At 61.8% G+C, this 19,195-nt stretch carries 12 protein-coding genes; 6 read left to right on the top strand and 6 right to left on the bottom strand.

Annotation, left to right across the window (positions count from 1 at the left end):
- From HMPREF2682_RS03155 to HMPREF2682_RS03145, 3 genes are all read right to left on the bottom strand, one after another.
- On the bottom strand, positions 1-495 hold a 495-nt coding region (locus HMPREF2682_RS03155), incomplete at its 3' end, for a biotin/lipoyl-containing protein (RefSeq protein ID WP_305793679.1).
- 191 nt (positions 496-686) lie between these two features.
- Complete coding sequence (gene lpdA / locus HMPREF2682_RS03150) at positions 687-2,072, bottom strand: dihydrolipoyl dehydrogenase (RefSeq protein WP_070831340.1); 1,386 nt, start codon at positions 2,070-2,072, stop codon at positions 687-689.
- Positions 2,073-2,504: 432 nt separating this feature from the next.
- Entirely contained in the window at positions 2,505-3,995 is a 1,491-nt protein-coding gene (locus HMPREF2682_RS03145; RefSeq protein ID WP_070831338.1) for a leucyl aminopeptidase, read from the bottom strand.
- Positions 3,996-4,427: 432 nt separating this feature from the next.
- Here HMPREF2682_RS03145 and HMPREF2682_RS03140 point away from each other — a divergent pair, with 432 nt between their 5' ends.
- From HMPREF2682_RS03140 to HMPREF2682_RS03130, 3 genes are all read left to right on the top strand, one after another.
- Entirely contained in the window at positions 4,428-5,333 is a 906-nt protein-coding gene (locus HMPREF2682_RS03140; protein ID WP_070677984.1) for a PAC2 family protein, read from the top strand.
- A gap of 277 nt (positions 5,334-5,610) precedes the next feature.
- On the top strand, positions 5,611-7,470 hold the full coding sequence (locus HMPREF2682_RS03135; protein WP_070831335.1) for a metal-dependent hydrolase: 1,860 nt from the start codon (positions 5,611-5,613) through the stop codon (positions 7,468-7,470).
- A gap of 416 nt (positions 7,471-7,886) precedes the next feature.
- Complete coding sequence (locus HMPREF2682_RS03130; RefSeq protein ID WP_070831332.1) at positions 7,887-9,269, top strand: RNA polymerase sigma factor; 1,383 nt, start codon at positions 7,887-7,889, stop codon at positions 9,267-9,269.
- A gap of 417 nt (positions 9,270-9,686) precedes the next feature.
- On the opposite strand, the gene HMPREF2682_RS03125 is transcribed toward HMPREF2682_RS03130, so the two are convergent.
- Positions 9,687-10,835 (bottom strand): ADP-ribosylglycohydrolase family protein, encoded by a 1,149-nt coding sequence (locus tag HMPREF2682_RS03125; protein WP_070831329.1) that lies wholly within the window; start codon positions 10,833-10,835, stop codon positions 9,687-9,689.
- A 196-nt stretch (positions 10,836-11,031) separates the two neighbouring features.
- On the opposite strand from HMPREF2682_RS03125, the gene HMPREF2682_RS03120 reads away from it, so the two are divergent.
- The 3 genes from HMPREF2682_RS03120 to HMPREF2682_RS03110 all read left to right on the top strand — a co-directional run bounded on the left by HMPREF2682_RS03120 (position 11,032) and on the right by HMPREF2682_RS03110 (position 17,119).
- Positions 11,032-12,213: an exonuclease SbcCD subunit D gene (locus HMPREF2682_RS03120; protein WP_070832594.1), complete on the top strand. Its 1,182-nt coding sequence runs from the start codon at positions 11,032-11,034 to the stop codon at positions 12,211-12,213.
- Positions 12,210-15,464 carry an AAA family ATPase gene (locus tag HMPREF2682_RS03115; RefSeq protein WP_070831326.1) on the top strand — a complete coding sequence of 1,085 codons (3,255 nt, stop codon included), beginning with the start codon at positions 12,210-12,212 and terminating at the stop codon, positions 15,462-15,464. Before HMPREF2682_RS03120 ends, HMPREF2682_RS03115 begins: the two co-directional genes overlap by 4 nt.
- 65 nt (positions 15,465-15,529) lie before the next feature.
- The gene (locus HMPREF2682_RS03110) at positions 15,530-17,119 is read left to right on the top strand and encodes an MFS transporter (RefSeq protein ID WP_246827242.1); all 1,590 of its coding nucleotides are present in this window, start codon (positions 15,530-15,532) and stop codon (positions 17,117-17,119) included.
- A 231-nt stretch (positions 17,120-17,350) separates the two neighbouring features.
- Here the strand turns inward: HMPREF2682_RS03110 and HMPREF2682_RS03105 are convergent, their stop codons facing one another.
- Both HMPREF2682_RS03105 and HMPREF2682_RS03100 read right to left on the bottom strand, forming a co-directional pair.
- Positions 17,351-17,998: an MBL fold metallo-hydrolase gene (locus HMPREF2682_RS03105; protein WP_070831324.1), complete on the bottom strand. Its 648-nt coding sequence runs from the start codon at positions 17,996-17,998 to the stop codon at positions 17,351-17,353.
- 9 nt (positions 17,999-18,007) lie between these two features.
- Positions 18,008-19,099 (bottom strand): S-(hydroxymethyl)mycothiol dehydrogenase, encoded by a 1,092-nt coding sequence (locus HMPREF2682_RS03100; protein ID WP_070831321.1) that lies wholly within the window; start codon positions 19,097-19,099, stop codon positions 18,008-18,010.
- Positions 19,100-19,195: the final 96 nt, after the last annotated feature.

The following is a 19,195-nucleotide window of genomic DNA, read 5'->3' as shown; positions in this document are numbered from 1 at the left end:
AACCTTGTCGGTGGAAACCTCAACCAGGGGCTCGTCAACCTCAACCTGCTCGCCAACTTCCTTCAGCCAGCGGGTAACGGTGCCCTCGGTGACGGACTCGCCCAGTGCGGGCAGTACGACCTCGATGCCTGCAGCAGCAGCTGCGGGAGCAGCCGGAGCAGCGGCGGGTGCTGCGGGAGCAGCAGGAGCCTCAGCAACCGGAGCGGGAGCTGCGGGAGCCTCAGCAGCTGCGGGAGCAGCCGGAGCAGCAGCGCCGGAACCGTCGCCAATGATAGCCAGAGCAGCGCCGACCTCGACGTCCTCGTCCTCGGGGACGAGAATCTGCTCAACAACGCCTGCTACGGGGGAGGGAACCTCGGTGTCAACCTTGTCGGTGGAAACCTCAACCAGGGGTGCGTCAACCTCAATGGTGTCGCCGACCTCAACGAGCCAGCGGGTAACGGTACCCTCGGTCACGGACTCGCCCAGTGCGGGCAGTACTACGGTGTGGGACATAATCTTTCCCGTTCTCCTTGTGAATGCTTGAACTAGAAAAATGTGAGCGGTGACCCGGATGCGCGCCGCATGCATCGAAGCACGTCGACGCGCATCCGGATAGGGGCGTTGTTCAGCGGATACGCCCGGCAACCGCTAACGACCAACGGTCGTCAATACTAAGCTGACGCGCTAACGCCAGTCAGCAAAATTTATGCGCTGTGCAGCGGGGTGCCGTTCAGGACCATTGCAGCCTCACCCAGGGACTCGTTCTGAGTCGGGTGTGCGTGGATGAACTTAGCGACGTCCTCGGGGAATGCTTCCCAAGCAACCCACATCTGAGCCTCACCAATCTGCTCACCCATGCGCTTACCAATAGCGTGAACACCAACGATGGGGCCGTCCTTCTGGCGGACAACCTTCACGATACCGGTAGCACCGAGGATAGCGGACTTGCCGTTACCAGCCAGGTTGTACTCAGCGGTCTCAACGTTCTCAGCGCCGAACTTCTCCTTAGCCTTGGGCTCGGAGTAACCAACGGAAGCGATCTCCGGGTCACAGAAGGTGACCTTGGGGATGTTGATGTCCTCAACAACGGTGGGGTTCAGGCCAGCGATTTCCTCAGCAACGAAGATACCCTGCTGGTAACCGCGGTGAGCCAGCTGAACGCCGGGGACGATGTCGCCAACAGCGTAGATGTTGCCAACGCCGGTGTGCAGACGCTCGTTAGCCAGGACGAAGCCGCGGTCCATGGGGATGCCCTGCTCCTCGTAGCCCATGTTTGCAGTGTTGGGGCCACGACCAACAGCGACCAGAACGATCTCTGCCTCGAAGACCTTGCCGTCAGCCAGGGTGACCTTAGCACCGTTAGCGTCCTGCTCAACCTTCTCGAAGAGGGTGCCGGTGTTGAACTTGATGCCGCGCTTCTTGAACGCACGCTCCAGGACCTTGATGATAGCCGGGTCCTCGTTGGGGACCAGGTTCGGCAGGCCCTCGATGATGGTGACGTCAACGCCCATAGCGTTCCACATGGATGCGAACTCGCAACCAATCACGCCGCCACCGAGCACGATAGCGCTCTTGGGCAGGTAGTCCATCTCCAGTGCCTCAGTGGAGGTCAGAACGCGACCCTCGATGGGCAGACCGAAGGTCTTGGAGACCGAGCCGGATGCCAGGATAATGTTCTTACCCTTGTACTCAACACCACCGACGGTGATGGTGTCCTGAGCGGTCAGCTTACCCTCGCCGGGGATAACCTCTACGCCCTTCATCTTCAGCAGGCCTGCAAGACCCTTGAACTTACCGGAGACGATGTTGTCCTTGTAATCGCGAACCTTGCCCATCTCGATGGACTGCAGCACAGCGTTAACGCCAACCTTGGACGCCTCGCGTGCCTCTTCAGCCAGCTCAGCAGCGTGCAGGTACGCCTTGGTGGGGATACAGCCGGTGTGCAGGCAGGTGCCGCCGACCTTTTCCTTCTCGATCAGGCCGACGGTGAAGCCTAGCTGGCGTGCGCGAATAGCTGCGGAGTAGCCAGCGGAACCGCCGCCGAGGATGAGGATGTCGAATTCTTGAGCCACGATATTGCTCCCTTGCATAGTTGTGGGGGCTAAAGACCCCTGCAATGAGTTCTTTACCAATTTATTGGTAGGTTTCCCAGCATGTGCGAAAGGCCCGCGACTCACAAAAATCGCGCGCCCCTCCGCGTACGCAGAAAAACACTTAATACAACAATACCCCCGTTGAGGGTCGTTTAAGTTCACTCAGGGCGGTTTTAGCCGATTAATCGCCCAAACACCGCAAATTTTTCACCACGCAAGAAAAGAGGCGCGTCATAGAACAGCCAGATGACAGCGCTGCCACAGGGCCACCACAGCGCAGCCTCAACGAGCGCACAGAATCGGTCAAGAACAGACAAAAGGAGGGCTCCCCGGTAGAAATACCGAAAAGCCCTCCTCAGATCAGCTCTATGCTGTGCGGCTCGCATCAGCTAGGATGCGCCAGTTAGGGCGCGCGCCCAGCGAAGCAAACTACTTAGCGTACGACTGGATGAAGTTCACCAGGGTAGCGGTACCGAAGCCGGTACCTTCCTTCGGGGTGAAGCCGTAGGGTGCCTCCTCGTTGAACGCGGGGCCCGCAATATCCAGGTGAGCCCAGGGGATGCCCTCTCCCACGAACTCCTTCAGGAACAGACCCGCAGTCAGCGCGCCACCGTAGCGGGAACCAATGTTCTTAATATCAGCAACGGGGGACTCCAGGCTCTTACGCAGGTAGGACTCCAGCGGCATCGGCCAGTACGCCTCACCCGCAGTAGCACCGGCTGCAATCACGCGGTCACGAATCTCCTCGTCACCGAGCAGAGCTGCGGTGCGCAGACCCAGAGCGGCCATAGCCGCACCGGTCAGAGTAGCGATATCCAGGATGACGTCCGGGTTCGATTCAGAAGCCAGAGCAATACCATCAGCCATGACCAGGCGGCCCTCAGCGTCAGTGTTCAGAACCTCAACGGTACGACCATCACGCATGGTGATGACGTCCTCCGGGCGCAGAGCGTGACCGCCGGGCATGTTCTCAGCCAGGCACAGGTAACCGGTCACAGCAACCGGAACGTCCAGTTCAGCAGAAGCAAGCACAGCGTTCAGAACGGATGCGGCACCCGCCATATCGCACTTCATGGTCATCATCGAAGCGGCAGGCTTCAGCGAGTTACCACCGGTATCGAAAGTAATGCCCTTACCGACCAGAGCAACGTGAGCCTTCGGGTTCTCCGGGGTGTACTTCACAACGGCAAGAACCGGCTTGCGAGGCGAACCCTGACCAACACCGGAAATGCCGCCGAAGCCCTCCTCAGCCAGGCGATCGTGGTGGAACAGCTCAATCTCAATATTTGCGTAATCCTCAGCGACCTCAGCAGCGAACTCAGCGAAAGTCTCCGGGTACAGGTGCGACGGAGGCAGGTTCACCAGGCGGCGAGCATCCTTAGCGGTCTCACCCAGAACCAGGGCGTGCACCAGAGCCTCCTCAGCCTCTTCCTGGTCAATCGAGGAAACAATCAGAATGGAATCGATCTCTTCCTTAATCGAGTCCTGAGTCTTGCCGCGCAGGCCCTCCTCGACGAAGTTACCCAGCACGGCGCCGTGAGCAATAGCCTCAATTTCCTCAACCGAAGAAACGCCGAAATCAAAAGCAATCTCCTCAGCAGAACCAACCAGCTGACGAGCCGCAGAACCGGCAGCGTAACGCAGAGCGTCCAGACGCTCCTGACCCTCAGCAGTATCAGAGCCCAGACCCGCCAGCGCCACAATGCCGGCACCGGTGTCCTCAAGGCCGGGCAGACGCAGCAGCTGATCGGGGGCACCCGAGGCGCCCAGCGCCTCCAGCAGCTCGTTAATACCCTCAACAGAGTCCTCAGACAGGGAGCTCGGCGCCAGGTACGCACCGTCCGAACCCTTCAAAACGCCCAGAACCAGAACGTCAGCTTCGAGCGCTTCAAGGTCGGTGCTGTGAATAGACAGAGACATCGTTACTCCTTTGCGTATGTCTTCTCAAAATAGTCGAGGCACATCCTCGCGCCCGAAAAACTCAACTGTAGGCCCTCGAAGAGTGAGGATGAATACCGCCGCGCAAAGCCGCGCGGACTACTGCTTCTACTCTACACGGATATGTAAGAGGGTGTGAGGTTCAGCTCTCACCCCGAATAGCTGGCAGAACAGAAAAGGCACAAGAAACCGAGCTGCAGCGTCTTAAGAACGTCGACGAGACACCAAACAAGTTCACCTACTGCGAGAAAAGCCCACACACTGTCGAGACAGGGCAGTAGTGGCATAAAATGAAAGACTACGGAAAGCGTCAGATAACAGAAGACGCCCCTTCGCCCCAACACCTCGGGTACCTGCAGAAAACACTAAGCCCACCCGAACGCGGCGCGAACCAGACAGAAGTGAGGAGGCGTAATGCTCAACCCCGAAGATCTCTACTTAGCCAACACCAAAATATTGGACGACCCCAGGATGCACGGGCTAACCCTCGTCATCGCCCTCTCCAGCCCGCAAGACGCAGGCTCCACCGCAGGCCAGCTCGGGCAGGTACTGCTCAGCGAACTTAAAAACATCGAAATCGTCGAGTTCGACAGCGACCAGCTGCACGACTACCGTGCCCGCCGCCCCTACATCCGCTACGAACAAGACCACTTCGAAAAGCCGCAATACCCGCAGCTGAAGCTCTACGCCGTAGAAGACAGCCTCGACAAGCCGTTCCTGCTACTTACCGGTGCCGAACCGGACCTGCAGTGGCAGCGCTTCGAAAAGGCGGTGCTGACCATCGCCCAGCGGGTCAAGCCCTCCCTGGTTGTGCTGGTCTCCGCATTCCCCATGCCGGTGCCGCACACCCGCCCCTTCCCGATTACCGCTCACGGCTCCCGCAAGGACCTGATTCGCGGCATCTCCCCGTGGAAGCCCAGCGCGGACGTGCACGCAACCGTCACCAACCTGCTGGAAGTGCTCTTCACCGAAAACGGAATCGACACCGTAGGCTTCGGCGTGAACATTCCCCAGTATATTTCGGAGGCGGACCTGCCGCAGGGCACCCTCACCGCCCTCGAACACGTGGGCATGGCGGCGCACCTCTCCCTACCCACCGAGAACCTGCGCGAAGCCGCACGCCACGTGCACAGTCAGATTAACGATCAGGTCAAGCAGAACCCCGAAATTGGTCGTATGATCACGACCATGGAAGAGAACTACGACGAGAACTTCCGCACCTCCGACATTGCGGTTCCCCTCTCGCGACGCGACGCGCACAACGTGCCCAGCCGCGACGAGATTGGTGCGCTCTTCGAGCGGTTCCTCGACGAACAATAGGTGCGCGCAATAGGGGATACTGCGGGGGAGTGCGAGTCATAGGGGAGCGGAGGGGCACCCGCCGCGAATCTGGCTCGTGGATACCGCCCGTCAGAAATTGTGTGACAGGTATTGCGTGACAAATTATGACGCGGCACCCCGCGCCGCTGTGGACAAACCCCAGCGCACAAACGAACAATACGAATAAATCTGTGGAACCTTCGGACCTATGAACCGAAGTATCCACAGATTTATTTGTTTAACTCCGAACCTGCGCAAACCATGCCACCGTGAAGGCATGAACGCAAACAACATCTCCAACGGCAATATCCCCAACAGCGGCTACGACACGCCTCCGTCCATTCGCAACGAATACGACGTGCTCAGCTGCGCCCTCCACCAGCACGGCTACTGGCCCGACCACTCACTCATCATCCTCACCGCAACCGACAACACCCTCGGCCCCAGCCTGCGCGTCAACCTACCCGACGAACCCTGCACCCTGCCCGAACGCGCCGACTTCCTTCACGAAACCTTCACCAAACTCCCCACCCACCACAACGGCGAAACCCTCACCCGCTTCTACGCCATCATCATCGACGGCGACAACACCGTACGCCAACGCCAACTGCACCCCAACACCGCACAGCTCGCCGCCATCGAAGAAATCCAACAGGACGTCGACACCCAAATCCCCATCAACGCATGGCTCCACCTGCTCCACGACCCGCGCATCGTCAGCGAACTACGCTGTGAAGACGTCATCTACGCAGGCGGCGCCAGCATCTGGGCGCTCAACCCCGAACAGCAGGCACTCACCCTCCTCGCACCCATCGAAGAAATCCGCCACAGCAGCTACTACACCTGGCTTACCCGCCACGGCGACACCATCGCCGACACCGCCCAACACAACTACGCCCACAGCCCCTGGGACACCGACCCCACAACCAACCCCGAAACCCGCCACGACTGGGAAAACGCCGTAGAACTCTGGGACCACACCCACACCACCCGCCACGACGAAGCCCGTCAGGGCGTCCGCACCATCTACCGCCAAGCCCAAATCGACCTCTGCTACTGGGACGCCGCCATTAACGCCGCCGCACACCTGCTCACCACCCACCCGGTCGATAACGCCGGCAACCCCACCATCGGTGACGCGCCCACTATTGGCGATGCGCTGCGCAACCTCATCCCCGCCGAAGTCGCCGGGCACCTACGCGCCTCCACCGCACCGGCAACCCTCAACCCCATCACCGCCGAAATGCTCACCTACCTCGCCGGCTACGGGCTCAACCACGCTCAAAAAGCGCTTGCCTACCTGCACTACTCCGCCCAATACACCTATCACGCCTTCGGCGGCGAATACCCCAGCACCAGCCCCGACCGCGCGCCGCTCGAACCACCCCACTACGGCACCCGCATCACCCGCAAAACCTACATCCCTGCCAGCTTCACCCACGCACTCAGCGCCACAGCAGGCACCGAACAGGCGCACGTACGCGCCGTGCCCAAAAAATGCGCGCAATGGCAAGACTGGATCCGCCGCACCCATCGCACTATCCAACAGAGCCGCACCATTCAGCAGAGCCGCAACAACCAACATGCCAACCTCAACGGCTGGGCACTCGAAAACCTCACCCCCGCCGACCACGCCAGTGCAGCCGAACTCAACGCCATCTGCCGCGACATCATCCCGCGCATCACACAACACCCCGACGACCACAACGCCCACAACGAACTCGAAAACCTCAAACAACGAATCGACGAAAGCTGCACCAGCAGCGAATATATCACCAAACACCACGCCGTCTACACCCACTACCTCAACGCCCTCAAAGGAAAACTAGACAGCCCCCACTGGGCACGTCTCAACGCACTCGAACTACTCACCAGCCTGCTCACACCCCACAGCACCGACGGAGAATACGCCGCACTACGCAACACCCAAGCCTGGACCAACTGGTACAAGGGCTACAGCACCTACGCCCGCATGCTCCGCCAAGAAGCCCACCGCCACACATCCGGAAAGGACCTCAACATCCTCGACGTACACCTCAACGCCGGAGGCCTACCCGCCTGGATCAAACACACCATCTGCGGCGAACCCGGCGCAAACCGCCAACCCATCAGCACCCTCAAACCACGAAAGGTCTAAAGCTCGGTACGTGAACCCGGCACCTAAAAGCGAAGCACAAACAGGGGAGGGGTGCGCCACCGGGCACGCCCCTCCCACCGGCTCCTCCCACCCGCAACCGCACACAGCCGCACCCAGCCAAAACCAGGCCCACAAGCCACCCAAACAGCGCGTCAAATTGAAAACAACCAAAAATCTGCAATACTTATATATTGACCCCGTACAGTCAATGCGCTACAACGCGCCCTCAAACCGCTCCACACAACGAGCAACGGACCCCTGCAAACCGCCCAACGCACGCGGAATAAAACCCGCCACCACAGCGTTAAACCGGACAAACGCAGCAAACACCCCGACCGAGGACGCCAGCACAGACTTGACAGGGTCTTAGGTGTTTTGCAAACAAAACACCCCACCACAAGCCAGAAAGGGTTCTAGTGGCACCTGCAACCAGCAAGAAGACCGCGACCGGCGACGCAACCGAAGAAACCGTCGCAAAAACAACCACCAAGACCACCCGCACCAAGAAGGCAACCACCAAAGCCGCAGCGGCAACCGAAGACACCACCGGCGCAACCGCCGAAACCGGTGCTGAAACCACTGCCGAAACTACTGCCGAAACCGAGGCAGACAAGCCCAAGCGCACCCGCAAAACCACCACCACCAAAACCGCAACCAAACGCAAGACCGGTGGCCGCCGCAAAAAGAGCGACGACGAATTCGACCTCGGATTCGACGAAGAACTCGAAACCACCGACGGCGAAGACGAAACCGACGAAGAAGACGAAGAAACCGCAGCCAAAATAGAAGAAAAGAAGGCCGCAGAAGCAGTAGCAGCCAAGGGCTCCGGCTTCGTCCTCACCGCAAACGACGACGACGACGCACCCGCACAGCGCGTCGTCACCCCCGGCGCAACCGCCGACCCCGTCAAGGACTACCTCAAGCAAATCGGCAAAGTCTCCCTGCTCAACGCACAGCAGGAAGTCGACCTCGCCAAGCGCATCGAAGCAGGCCTCTACGCCGAACACAAGCTCGCTGAAAACCCCGACATGGACAAAGACCTCAAGAAAGCCCTGCGTTGGGTCGTCCACGACGGCAAGCGAGCCAAAAACCACCTGCTCGAAGCCAACCTGCGACTCGTCGTCTCCCTTGCCAAGCGCTACACCGGCCGCGGCATGCTCTTCCTCGACCTCATCCAGGAAGGCAACCTCGGCCTCATCCGCGCCGTCGAAAAGTTCGACTACTCCAAGGGCTTCAAGTTCTCCACCTACGCAACCTGGTGGATCCGCCAGGCCATCACCCGCGCAATGGCAGACCAGGCCCGCACCATCCGCATCCCCGTGCACATGGTAGAAGTCATCAACAAGCTCGCCCGCGTGCAGCGCCAGATGCTCCAGGACCTCGGCCGCGAACCCACCCCCGAAGAACTCGGCAAGGAACTCGACATGACCCCCGAAAAGGTCATCGAAGTCCAGAAATACGGCCGCGAACCCATCTCCCTGCACACCCCCCTCGGTGAAGACGGCGACTCCGAATTCGGCGACCTCATCGAGGACTCCGAGGCAGTCGTCCCCGCAGACGCAGTGTCCTTCACCCTTCTGCAGGAACAGCTCCACTCCGTGCTCGACACCCTCTCCGAGCGTGAGGCAGGCGTCGTCGCAATGCGCTTCGGCATGACCGACGGCCAGCCCAAGACCCTCGACGAAATCGGCAAGGTCTACGGCGTGACCCGCGAACGAATCCGCCAGATCGAGTCGAAGACCATGTCTAAGCTCCGTCACCCCTCACGTTCGCAGGTACTGCGCGACTACCTGGACTAAAAGTTCCTGACTAGCGGTTCTAAGATGCGGGCGGATGCTCGTGCAGCTGTTCTGCTGGCCGGCACGCAGACGATGCTCGCGGGGGAGTGCCCCCTCTGCGGCGCCCAATAAGTAAATGGGCCAGCCGCCTTGAGGATGGGGCCTCCGCCATTACGCATCGCTGCTATGCCGTCTAGGTTCAGTTTCGCTAGTTCTAGCACATACAGAAAAGGCTCTCCGAAATACCGGAGAGCCTTTTCTGCTACTTATATGCGGTTGGAGCGACGGCTTGCGGCACCGTTCCGCATGACAGGCTCGCGGACGATGCTCGCGGGGGAGTGCCCCCTCTTCAGCGCCTGGGGGCGCTTCGAGGACGGAGCCCCCGCTACGCATGTCCGCTATGCCGTTAAAGTTCAGCGCCGTTAAGGTTCAGCGCCGCTACAGGCCCAGCTGGCGCAGATAGCGGTCCGCCACCGCCTCCACCTGATCCAAACCGCGCACACGAGCCAGCGCCAGCGACCAAGCATCAGATTCCTGCTCCGCGCCCACCGGGAAGCCAGCCGCCGCCCACAACGCCGCCGTCATCGCACCCACCGAATCCGAATCCGAATCCACCGACACCGCACGGCACAAACCCCCAAACAGGGTCTCGCGCACCGCCGCATCGTCAGCATCAGCAGGCAGACTCTTCACAGCATCCGCCGCACACCAGAGAGCCACACCCAACAGCTCCGGCGCCGTCCAACCCGTACCAAAATGCTCCGCCACAGCCTCCGGAACCGGCACCACGCCCTGCACCAGCAGCTCGAGGGCGCGGCTCAGCGCCGCCGCTGTACGCGCAGCATCACCCGGAATCGAATCATCCGCGCCCACCGTGCCGCACCAGTCAAGCACACGACGCGCCGCACCCAACAACGCATCAAAGGAACCGGACGGAGAGGCCAACAAATCACGAATCAACAACGCATACGCCGCCGCCGAAGCCAACGCCTCCGGATGCCCATGCGTCAACGCTGCCGAACGCACCGCCAACAAAACCACCGTGCGCTCCTGAGCCACCGGCAAAACACCCAACGCCGCCGAACGCACCAACGCTCCGCTACCCAACGCCTCGGGATTCACCGACTTCGACACCAACTGCATCTCACCGGAACCCAACGCCCGCAACGTCGCCGCACCCGGGCCACGACGCGCCGTCAACTCCGCCGAACCATCAATCTCACGATCCAACGAAAACGGGGCGGTCTCGGGCAGAGCCTCACCAATACCGCGGAACCACCGCAAATACGCCAACCACAGACACGCCAACTCATCCGCCGCCGCGCCCTCATTATTCCACTCCAAAACCTCCGTCAGGCCGTCCAGAGCGAAACACGTCAGCTGCGTATCATCGCTGATTAGCAGCTCGCCGTACGCGGCCTCCCAGGGCTTAGGGTCGCGCTCCGCAATCTGCACCGCCGACAACAACTCCAACGGATAACCCAGCGCATCACCCAGCGCAGACGCGCACAACAGGCCGCGCACCCTGCCCGCAAACTCAGCCGAAACCTCAGGTGCACGCGTGAACTCAACAGAAGAAAAACTCATAGGGCGATTATCCCACGGGTGGCTAGAGCATAAGCGGCTTCGTGCTCATACTCGCGGGGGAGTGCCCCTCTTCAGCGCCTGGGGGCGCTTCGAGGACGGAGCCCCCGCTCCGCATGAGTACCTACGCCGCAGAGGGTTCCGCCCCTGAATGACGAACTGTGAGGCACAGAACAAGACGCAGTGCCATACTGAAACCATGAAGATTCTGCACACCTCCGACTGGCACCTCGGCCGCACCTTCCACCGCAGCCCCCTCACCCGCGAACACCAGCAGTTCATCGACGAACTGCTCGACTACGTGCACGCCGAAGGTATCGACACCCTCCTCATCAGTGGCGACGTCTACGACAGCACCATCCCCACCGCCGAAAGCACCACCCTGCTCGACCAGGCACTCACCCGCCTCATGCGCGCCGGCGTGCAAGTCATCCTCAGCTCCGGCAACCACGACTCCTTCCGCCGCCTCAGCTACGGCTCCGCGTTCTTCGAAGCCTCCGGCGTGCACCTGCGCACCACCATCGAAGACGCCGCCCGCCCCGTCGAACTCACCGACGGCACCCAGCGCGTACACGTCTACGCCATCCCCTACCTCGCGCCGCGCCTCCACGCCACCGCCCTCGGTGTAGAACCCACCCACCAGGCAGTCCTCGGCGCCGTCACCGACGCCATCCGCGCCGACGCCGCAGAACGACGCGCCCGCAGCGAAGGCGCCGACCGCATCATCGTCATGAGCCACGCAACCGTCAGCGACACCACCGGCAGCGCAGACACCACACCCCGCAGCGACTCCGAACGCGACATCAGCGTCGGCGGCATCGACTGGGTACCCGCCTCCCTCTTCGACGGCTTCGACTACGTAGCCCTCGGCCACATCCACAAGCGCTACCCCGTCACCCACACCATCCGCTACAGCGGCTCACCCCTCGGCTTCTCATTCAGCGAAGAACACAACCGCAACGGCGCCTACCTCATCGAACTCAACCCCGGCGAAGAACCCACCATCAGCAGCCACGAATGGGCAACCCGCGTGCACATGAAAACCCTGCGCGGCACCATGGACCAGCTACTCAACGCCCCAGAAAACAGCCCCTACGAGCAGGGCTATTACTGCCGCATCGAACTCACCGACGAAACCCTACCCATCGGCGCCGTCGACCGCCTGCGCAGCCGCTACGAAACCATCTCCCACTTCAGCTACCGCAGCACCCAACCCGCCACCGACAAACCCGCCGCCGCGCCCCTCACTCGCGACGCCGACCCCGTCGAAACCTTCGACCAATTCCACCAATACGTACGCAACCGCCCCCTCACCAGCGAAGAACGCGACGTCATCACCACCCTCAGTGACCACATCAAAAGCCACAAGGACAACGCATGATCCTGCACAACCTCGAATTCGAAGCCTTCATGGCATACCCCAAGCACCAAGAAATCAACTTCGACGCCCTCAACAACGCCGGCGTATTCCTGCTCAACGGCCCCACCGGCGCCGGTAAAACCACCATCCTTGACGCCATCTGCTACGCCCTCTACGGCGAAACCAGCAGCGACCGCGAATCCGCCAAACTGCACTCCACCTACGCGGCACACAGCGGCACCAAACCGCGCGTACTACTCGACGTCACTCTCCACGGCAAGCGCCTGCGCATCGACCGCACCCCCGCCTACAACAAACCCATCACCCGCGGCGCCCGCAAAGGCCAGATGCGCGAAGAAAGCGCCAAAGCCACCCTCGCCGAACTCGCACCCGGCGCCGACCCCGCCGACGAAAAAGCCTGGACCCCCATCTCCAGCAGCGTCGCCGAAGTCAACCGCACCATCGCCGAACGCACCCACCTGACCAAAGAACAATTCCTCAAAGTCGTACTCCTGCCGCAGGGCCAGTTCGCGCAATTCCTCAAGTCCAAGCCCAAAGAACGCAAAGAACTGCTCAAAAAGATGTTCCCCGTCGAACACTACGAACAGCTCTTCGCTGCACTCACTGAGGAAGCGAAAACCGCCCAGCAGGAAGTCGCCCAGGACGAAAACACCCAGCGCGGCTACCTTGAACGTGCCCGCGCAGAAATGCTCGCCCTGCAGGCGCTACTGGATGCGGTGGAATCGGGTTCTGAGTATGTTGCAGAGGTAGGGGAAGAGGCTTCCGAAAACCTCACCGCTGAGAGTGTCACCGCCGAAACCCTCGACGCGTGGGTCGCCGGCGGGGTAGAACGCGCTCGTGAGACCTCCGCACGCGAAAAGCAGGAACAGCAGCGCCTCAGCGATGAAGCCGACCGGAACACCCGCCTACTCGCCGAACGCGCCCAGCTGCAGGCAGACTGGCGCGAATACGAGCAGCTGTGCGAGCGCCGCACCCGCTTGACCGAACGCGCCGACGAGTATAAGGCGCAGCGTGAAGAGTTGGCGCAGGCGCGTGCCGCCGCGCCCCTGCACGCACAGTATGCGCAGGTCCAGGCTGAATCCCAGGTGCTCACCGCCCGGGAACAGGAACACGCGGCGTGTGCTTCCGCGCTGGAGGAAAACGGCCGCCCCCTGCTTGAAGCGCTCCGCAACGAGGACACTGCCGCAGAAGTCACCTTCCCCGAAGAGATGACCTTCGCGGCGCTCCCGGATCTCGAGCCCGCAGAGCAGGAAACCCAGCTGGAGGCGCTCCTTGATACCCTGCGTGCCCTGCAGAAGCAGGACGCGCAGCTCGCCGAAGAGGAAGCAACGGCGGCCGCCCTGTTGAAGCAGGCTCACGCCCTCGAACAGGATAAGGCGCGTGCCGAAAAGACCCTGAGCAACCTCACCGCCGCCGCGGAGGAGCTTGCCGAAGAACTTGCCGGCTACAGCACCGCCGACGAGGAACGCACCCTCGCCGCGCACCTGGTCACCGAGGCGCAGCAGAAGCACGAAGCCGCCCAGCAGATGCAGCAGAAGCTGGATGCCGCCTCCGCAGCGGTTGCCGCGGCTGAGAAGCAGAGCAAGCGCACCGCCACCGCCGAGCAGAAGGCGCAGGAAAAGTGGCAGGCCTCGGCTCAACAGGCGCTCGCAGCCACGGAGGAGTTCAAGAACCTGCAGGTGCTGCGCCTCGCCCAGGCGTCCTCCCTGCTGGCGCGTGAGCTCAAGGACGGCGAACCCTGCGCGGTCTGCGGTTCGGTCGAGCACCCCGCCCCGGCGCAGATTGCCGAGGGGGAGCAGCTGGTTGAGCGCGCCGACCTGGACGCCGCCAAGGAGCGTGAAGACAAGGCGCACAAGCAGGCGCGCACCCACGAACTCGCTAAGGACCGGGCGACCAAGGCGCACCAGGAAGCCTCCGAGGCGCTTGCCGCCGCCCGCACCCAGTACGAGACTCTGGCTGCCCAGGGCGAGTGTGATGTTGAGCAGACTGCCGCGCAGCTGCAGCAGGCGCAGACCCGCCTCACGCAGGCTCAGTCGCGCGTGACGGCGCGTGACGGCGTGCAGGCGAAGGCTGAGCGGGTGCGGGTTGAGCAGCAGAAGGCTCAGGAGGCGCTGCGCACCATCGAGGGCGCGGCGGTTGAGGCTCAGACGCGTCACCGTGACGCTTCGGCGCGCTGTGAGGCTACTGCGGCTGATTTGGCGCCTGCTCGTGCGGCGGTGGGTTTTGCGCAGCGTGTTGAGGCTGTGGAGGGCTACCGTGCGGCACATCAGCGTCTGGCGCGTGCGGTGTTGCTGCTGGGGCAGGCGCGTGAGCGTCATGCCCAGGCGGCGGCGCAGGCACAGCGTCTGCTGGACGAGTCTGCGTTTGAGAGCGCTGAGCTGGTTCATGCGGCGGTGCGCACTCCCGAGCGTGTTGACGCCTTGGAGCAGGCTATTGCCGCGTATGAGTTGGAGCATGCCCGCCTCCTAGAGGGCTTTGGTCGTGAGGCAATTGTTGCGGTGGCGGCTCGTGTTGCCGCTGGTGAGCAGGCGCCGGATGATCTGCAGGGCGTGCGTGAGCAGGTTGAGCAGTTGCGTGCGGCGGTGCACCGTTTGACTCTTCGTGAGGGTGAGCGGGAGAGCGTGCTGCGTTCCCTGCAGGCGCTGCGTGGCGAGTATGCGGCGTTCCGCGCGAAGACGGCGCAGCGTTATGACCGTGCGCAGATGCTGGCGAACCTGGCGGCGGCTGCTCGCGGTGACACGCTGGGCGGTTATGAGCATCAGGTTGACCTGGTCAGCTATGTGCTGGGTGCCGAGTTCGAGCGGATTCTGCACTCGGCGTCACTGCACCTGGATCGCATGAGTGAGGGCCGCTACGGCATGGTGTTCAGCGATCATCGTGCGAAGGGTAGCCGTTCCGGCGGCGGCCTGAACCTGGAGATTACCGACACCTGGACGGGCGAGCCGCGTGAGGCGTCGTCGCTGTCCGGTGGCGAGTCGTTCTTGGCGTCGCTGTCGTTGGCGTTGGGTCTGGCTGAGGTTGTGCAGGCGAATAACGGCGGTATCGAGCTGGACACCCTGTTCATCGATGAGGGCTTCGGCACGTTGGACGCCGAGACCCTGGACATGGTGATGGGCACGATCGAATCTCTGCGTGATAGTGGCCGCACTATTGGCCTGATTTCGCATGTGGAGGAGATGAAGAACCGTATTCCCGCCCAGATTGTGGTTGAAAAGGGTCAGAACGGCTCCTCGGTGAGGGTAAACTCCTAGTAGGCATAAATTCGCTTCCGGGCCGCTGTTGTGGCATGTCCGGCGGCTTATTCGTGAAAGAGATGATGACCTCGACACCTCAGGATAGGGACCCGAATTCAACGTATCGTGTGGAACCTTCGGCTGATGCGCGCACTGGCGCATCCGCGCCGGAGGTTCCTCCGCGCACCATGAAGGTGGCACCCGCCCCCGATACTTCGGATAGGTTGAGTGCTTCGGGTACAGGCATTCCGACGGTTCCGGGCACCTCCCTGACGGATGTGGTGCGCAGCAACGAGCACGTGTTGCAGGAGCTGCCGCCTCGCCCGATTCCGGCTGCGGATGAGGTTAACACGAACACCTCGCTGCCGGACATTTTGCGTCAGCATTGGGCATTGTTCCTGCGCAATGGTAAGGAGCAGCGTCGTCATCTGTATGCGGTGCTTCGTTCTGAGGGATTTGCCCGTAACGTGTTGACGATTCTGTTCCACATTCCGGCGGCTTCCTCGGCGTTTGCGCTGTATATTCTGTTGGCGAGCCACCTGGGTAGTGTGCATGATGGCGGCTATGCAGTGGCGGCGTTTACTGGCGCGTATTCGGTGCAGATTATGCTCGGCCCGATGCTGGTGCGTGCCCTGGGTTTGCGGGCGTTGCTGGCGATTACGTCGATACTGAATATTGCCGCGGTGTTGAACATGCTGGTCATTGGTTGGCGTTTGACGGTTGACCCGAATAACGTGAGTACAACCTACCATGCGCTCTCGTGTGTGGCGATGGGTTTCACGACTCCGCCGTGGACTCCGTTTGCTCTTGAGTCGCTGTATCGCCGTAACTATCAGTACAGTGATGTTCGCTTGTCGACTGCGGTGTCGTGGGGTACTACGGCGAACATGTCGATGTACCCGCTGGCTGCTCTGCTGGTGTGGCTGGGTGATGCGTATATCACCCCGAATCATGAGTATGCGGGTTTCTGGATCACGATTATTCTGGATGCGTTGCTGTTCATTGTGGTTCTAGCCGCGCCGATGTGGCTGCCTGATATTTCTCGTATTCGTATGGCTCCGCCGCAGAATTTGGTGCGTCCGAGCCGTCAGACGGTGGTGCTGATTCTTGGTCTGGTGCTGCTGGGTGCGTGCATGGGTTCGGTTGGTTCTGGTCTGCTGGGCTTCTCGCTGATTCACGGTTCGATGAACCTGTTCATGGCTATGGTTGCGACCGGTACCGGTGCGCTCGTGGTGGTGGCTTTCCCCGTGGTTTTGGGTGGCCGTTCGGTGAACCCGTGGCATGGCTGGCTGGTGAGCGGCGTTCTGCTGATTATGGCGGCGCTGTACTTGCCGGCGAGCGATGATACGTCCACGATTTTCTATGCGTTGGCGCTGTGCGGCGCGGTGCTGGGTGTGGCGTTTGGCGGCCATGAGCTGTGGCTGAACCGTTCGCTCAAGCATATTCCTGATGCGCAGGCGAGCTTCTTTACCCGTTCGATGCTGGGCATTGGTCTTGCGCTGGGCTGTATGTGGGGCGGCTATATGGGGGATGCCCCGTATTACCGTAATGCGTTTATGGTTCCGGTGATTATTGCGACTCTGTATTTTGCGTTGGGTCATTTGTACGGCTACCTGTGGCGTTCTGAGCATGAGGAGCAGCTGACTCCTTTGTCTGAGACGGCGCGCAGCTAGTACGGCACATGGCTAATTCGGCGCGTGGCTAATTCGGTGCGCGGCTCGACCGCACGCATTTGAGCTTGAGCGTTGCGAACGCATACTAAAAGGCGGATGCCCCGCCACCTTCTGTGGGTGGTGGGGCATCCGCCTTTTGCGTACCGTGCTCGGTTTGTGGTGAGCCTCGGCCTGAGAACCTCAGCCTGAGAGCCTCAGCGTCAGAACTTCAGCGTGAGGCTACCTACCGGTTTAGTGACCGCGCTTGATCCATGCCGGAAGCTCGGGTGCTTCCAGGCCGATGCCGGTGCTGTCGCCGTGGCCGGTGAGGACCGCGGTGGACTCGGGCAGGGTCAGCAGGCGGGTCGAGATCGACTCGATGATGGTGTCGAAGTCACTGTAGGAGCGTCCGGTTGCGCCGGGGCCGCCGTTGAAGAGGGTGTCACCGGAGAAGACGACGCCTTCGCTGTTCTCCCAGCTGAGGGTGGGTGCGTAGAAGCACACGGAACCGGGGGAGTGGCCGGGGGTGGCAAGTACGGTCAGCTCGGTGTCGCCGATGCGCAGCACGTCGCCGTCAGCGAGTGCGTGGTCGAAGTCCCAGGAGGGGTACACCATTTCCCAGAGCACACGGTCCGCGGGGTTCAGGTAGACGGGTGCGCCGAAGCGTTCTGCCGCCTCCTTGGCACTGCGGATGTGGTCGTCGTGGGCGTGGGTCAGCAGGATCTTCTCCACGGTGCGGCCTGCCACGGTGCGGGAGATCTTGTCGACGTCGTGGGCGGGGTCAATGATGATCACGGAGGAGTCATTGCCAATAATCCAGACGTTGTTGTCGACGTCCCAGCAGCCGCCGTCCAGCGAGAAAGTGCCGGAGGTGACGACTCGTTCAATACGTTCGCTCACGCTACGCTCCTAGAGTTCCACGACCGAGCGCAGCACGCGGCCGGTCTTCATGGTTTCGAATGCTTCGTTGACGTCCTCGAGGCTGATGCGCTCGGAGACGAAGCCGTCCAGGTCGAGGCGGCCGAGCAGGTACTGGTCCACGAATTCGGGGAAGTCGCGGGAGGGCAGGGTGTCGCCGTACCATGCGCTCTTGATGGAGCCGCCGCGGCCGAACACCTCGTCCAGCGGGATGTTCCAGGTGGTGCCGGGTGCGGGCACGCCGACGAGGACGACGCGGCCAGCCAGGTCGCGTGCTTCGAAGGCCTGCTTGAAGGTGGGGGCGATGCCGACAGCGTCGATGACGAGGTCTGCGCCGAAGCCGCCGGTGAGTTCCTTGATGGCCTCGACGGGGTCGACCTTGGAGGAGTTCACGGTGTGGGTTGCGCCGTGCTCGCGTGCGCGTGCCAGCTTATCTTCGTCGATGTCGACGGCGATGATGGTGGTTGCGCCACCGAGCTGTGCACCCGCGATTGCTGCGGTGCCGACGCCGCCGCAACCGATGACTGCGACGGACTCGCCGCGCTTGAGCTCACCGGTGTTCAGCACAGCGCCCAGACCTGCGGTGACACCGCAGCCGAGCAGACCGATTGCTGCGTACTGTTCGGGGCTGATGTCAGCGGTAATCTTGGTGCACTGACCGGCGGCGACGAGGGTCTTTTCCGCGAAGGAGCCGATACCCAGTGCGGGGGTGAGCTCGGTGCCGTCCTCGAGGGTCATCTTCTGGGTTGCGTTGTGGGTTGCGAAGCAGTACTGCGGCTGGCCCTTGCGGCAGGCGCGGCACTCGCCGCAGACGGCACGCCAGTTGAGGATGACCAGGTCGCCGGGGGCGATGTCGGTGACGTCCTCGCCGACAGCCTCGACAATACCTGCGGACTCGTGGCCGAGCAGGTAGGGGAAGTCCTGGCCGACGCCGCCGGTGACGTAGTGGTGGTCGGTCTGGCAGACGCCGCAGGTGAGCACCTTGACGAGTGCTTCGCCCTTGCCGGGGTCGGGTACGTTGATGGTGGTGACGGTGACGGGTGCGTCCTGGGCGAGGGCTACGACAGCCTTGACCTTGTGCATGGTGCTCCTTTGCTGGGCGCGGTTGAGCCTCAACCGCTAGATAAAGGTTTTTTGATACGTTCCCATTCTAAGAGCTAAGGCATACCTGACGCACCC

Origin of the sequence: Rothia sp. HMSC061D12 (assembly GCF_001836735.1) — a bacterium.
GTDB lineage: Bacteria > Actinomycetota > Actinomycetes > Actinomycetales > Micrococcaceae > Rothia.
The sequence above is the reverse complement of the archived record's forward strand: the minus strand, read 5'-3'. Positions and strand labels throughout refer to the sequence as shown.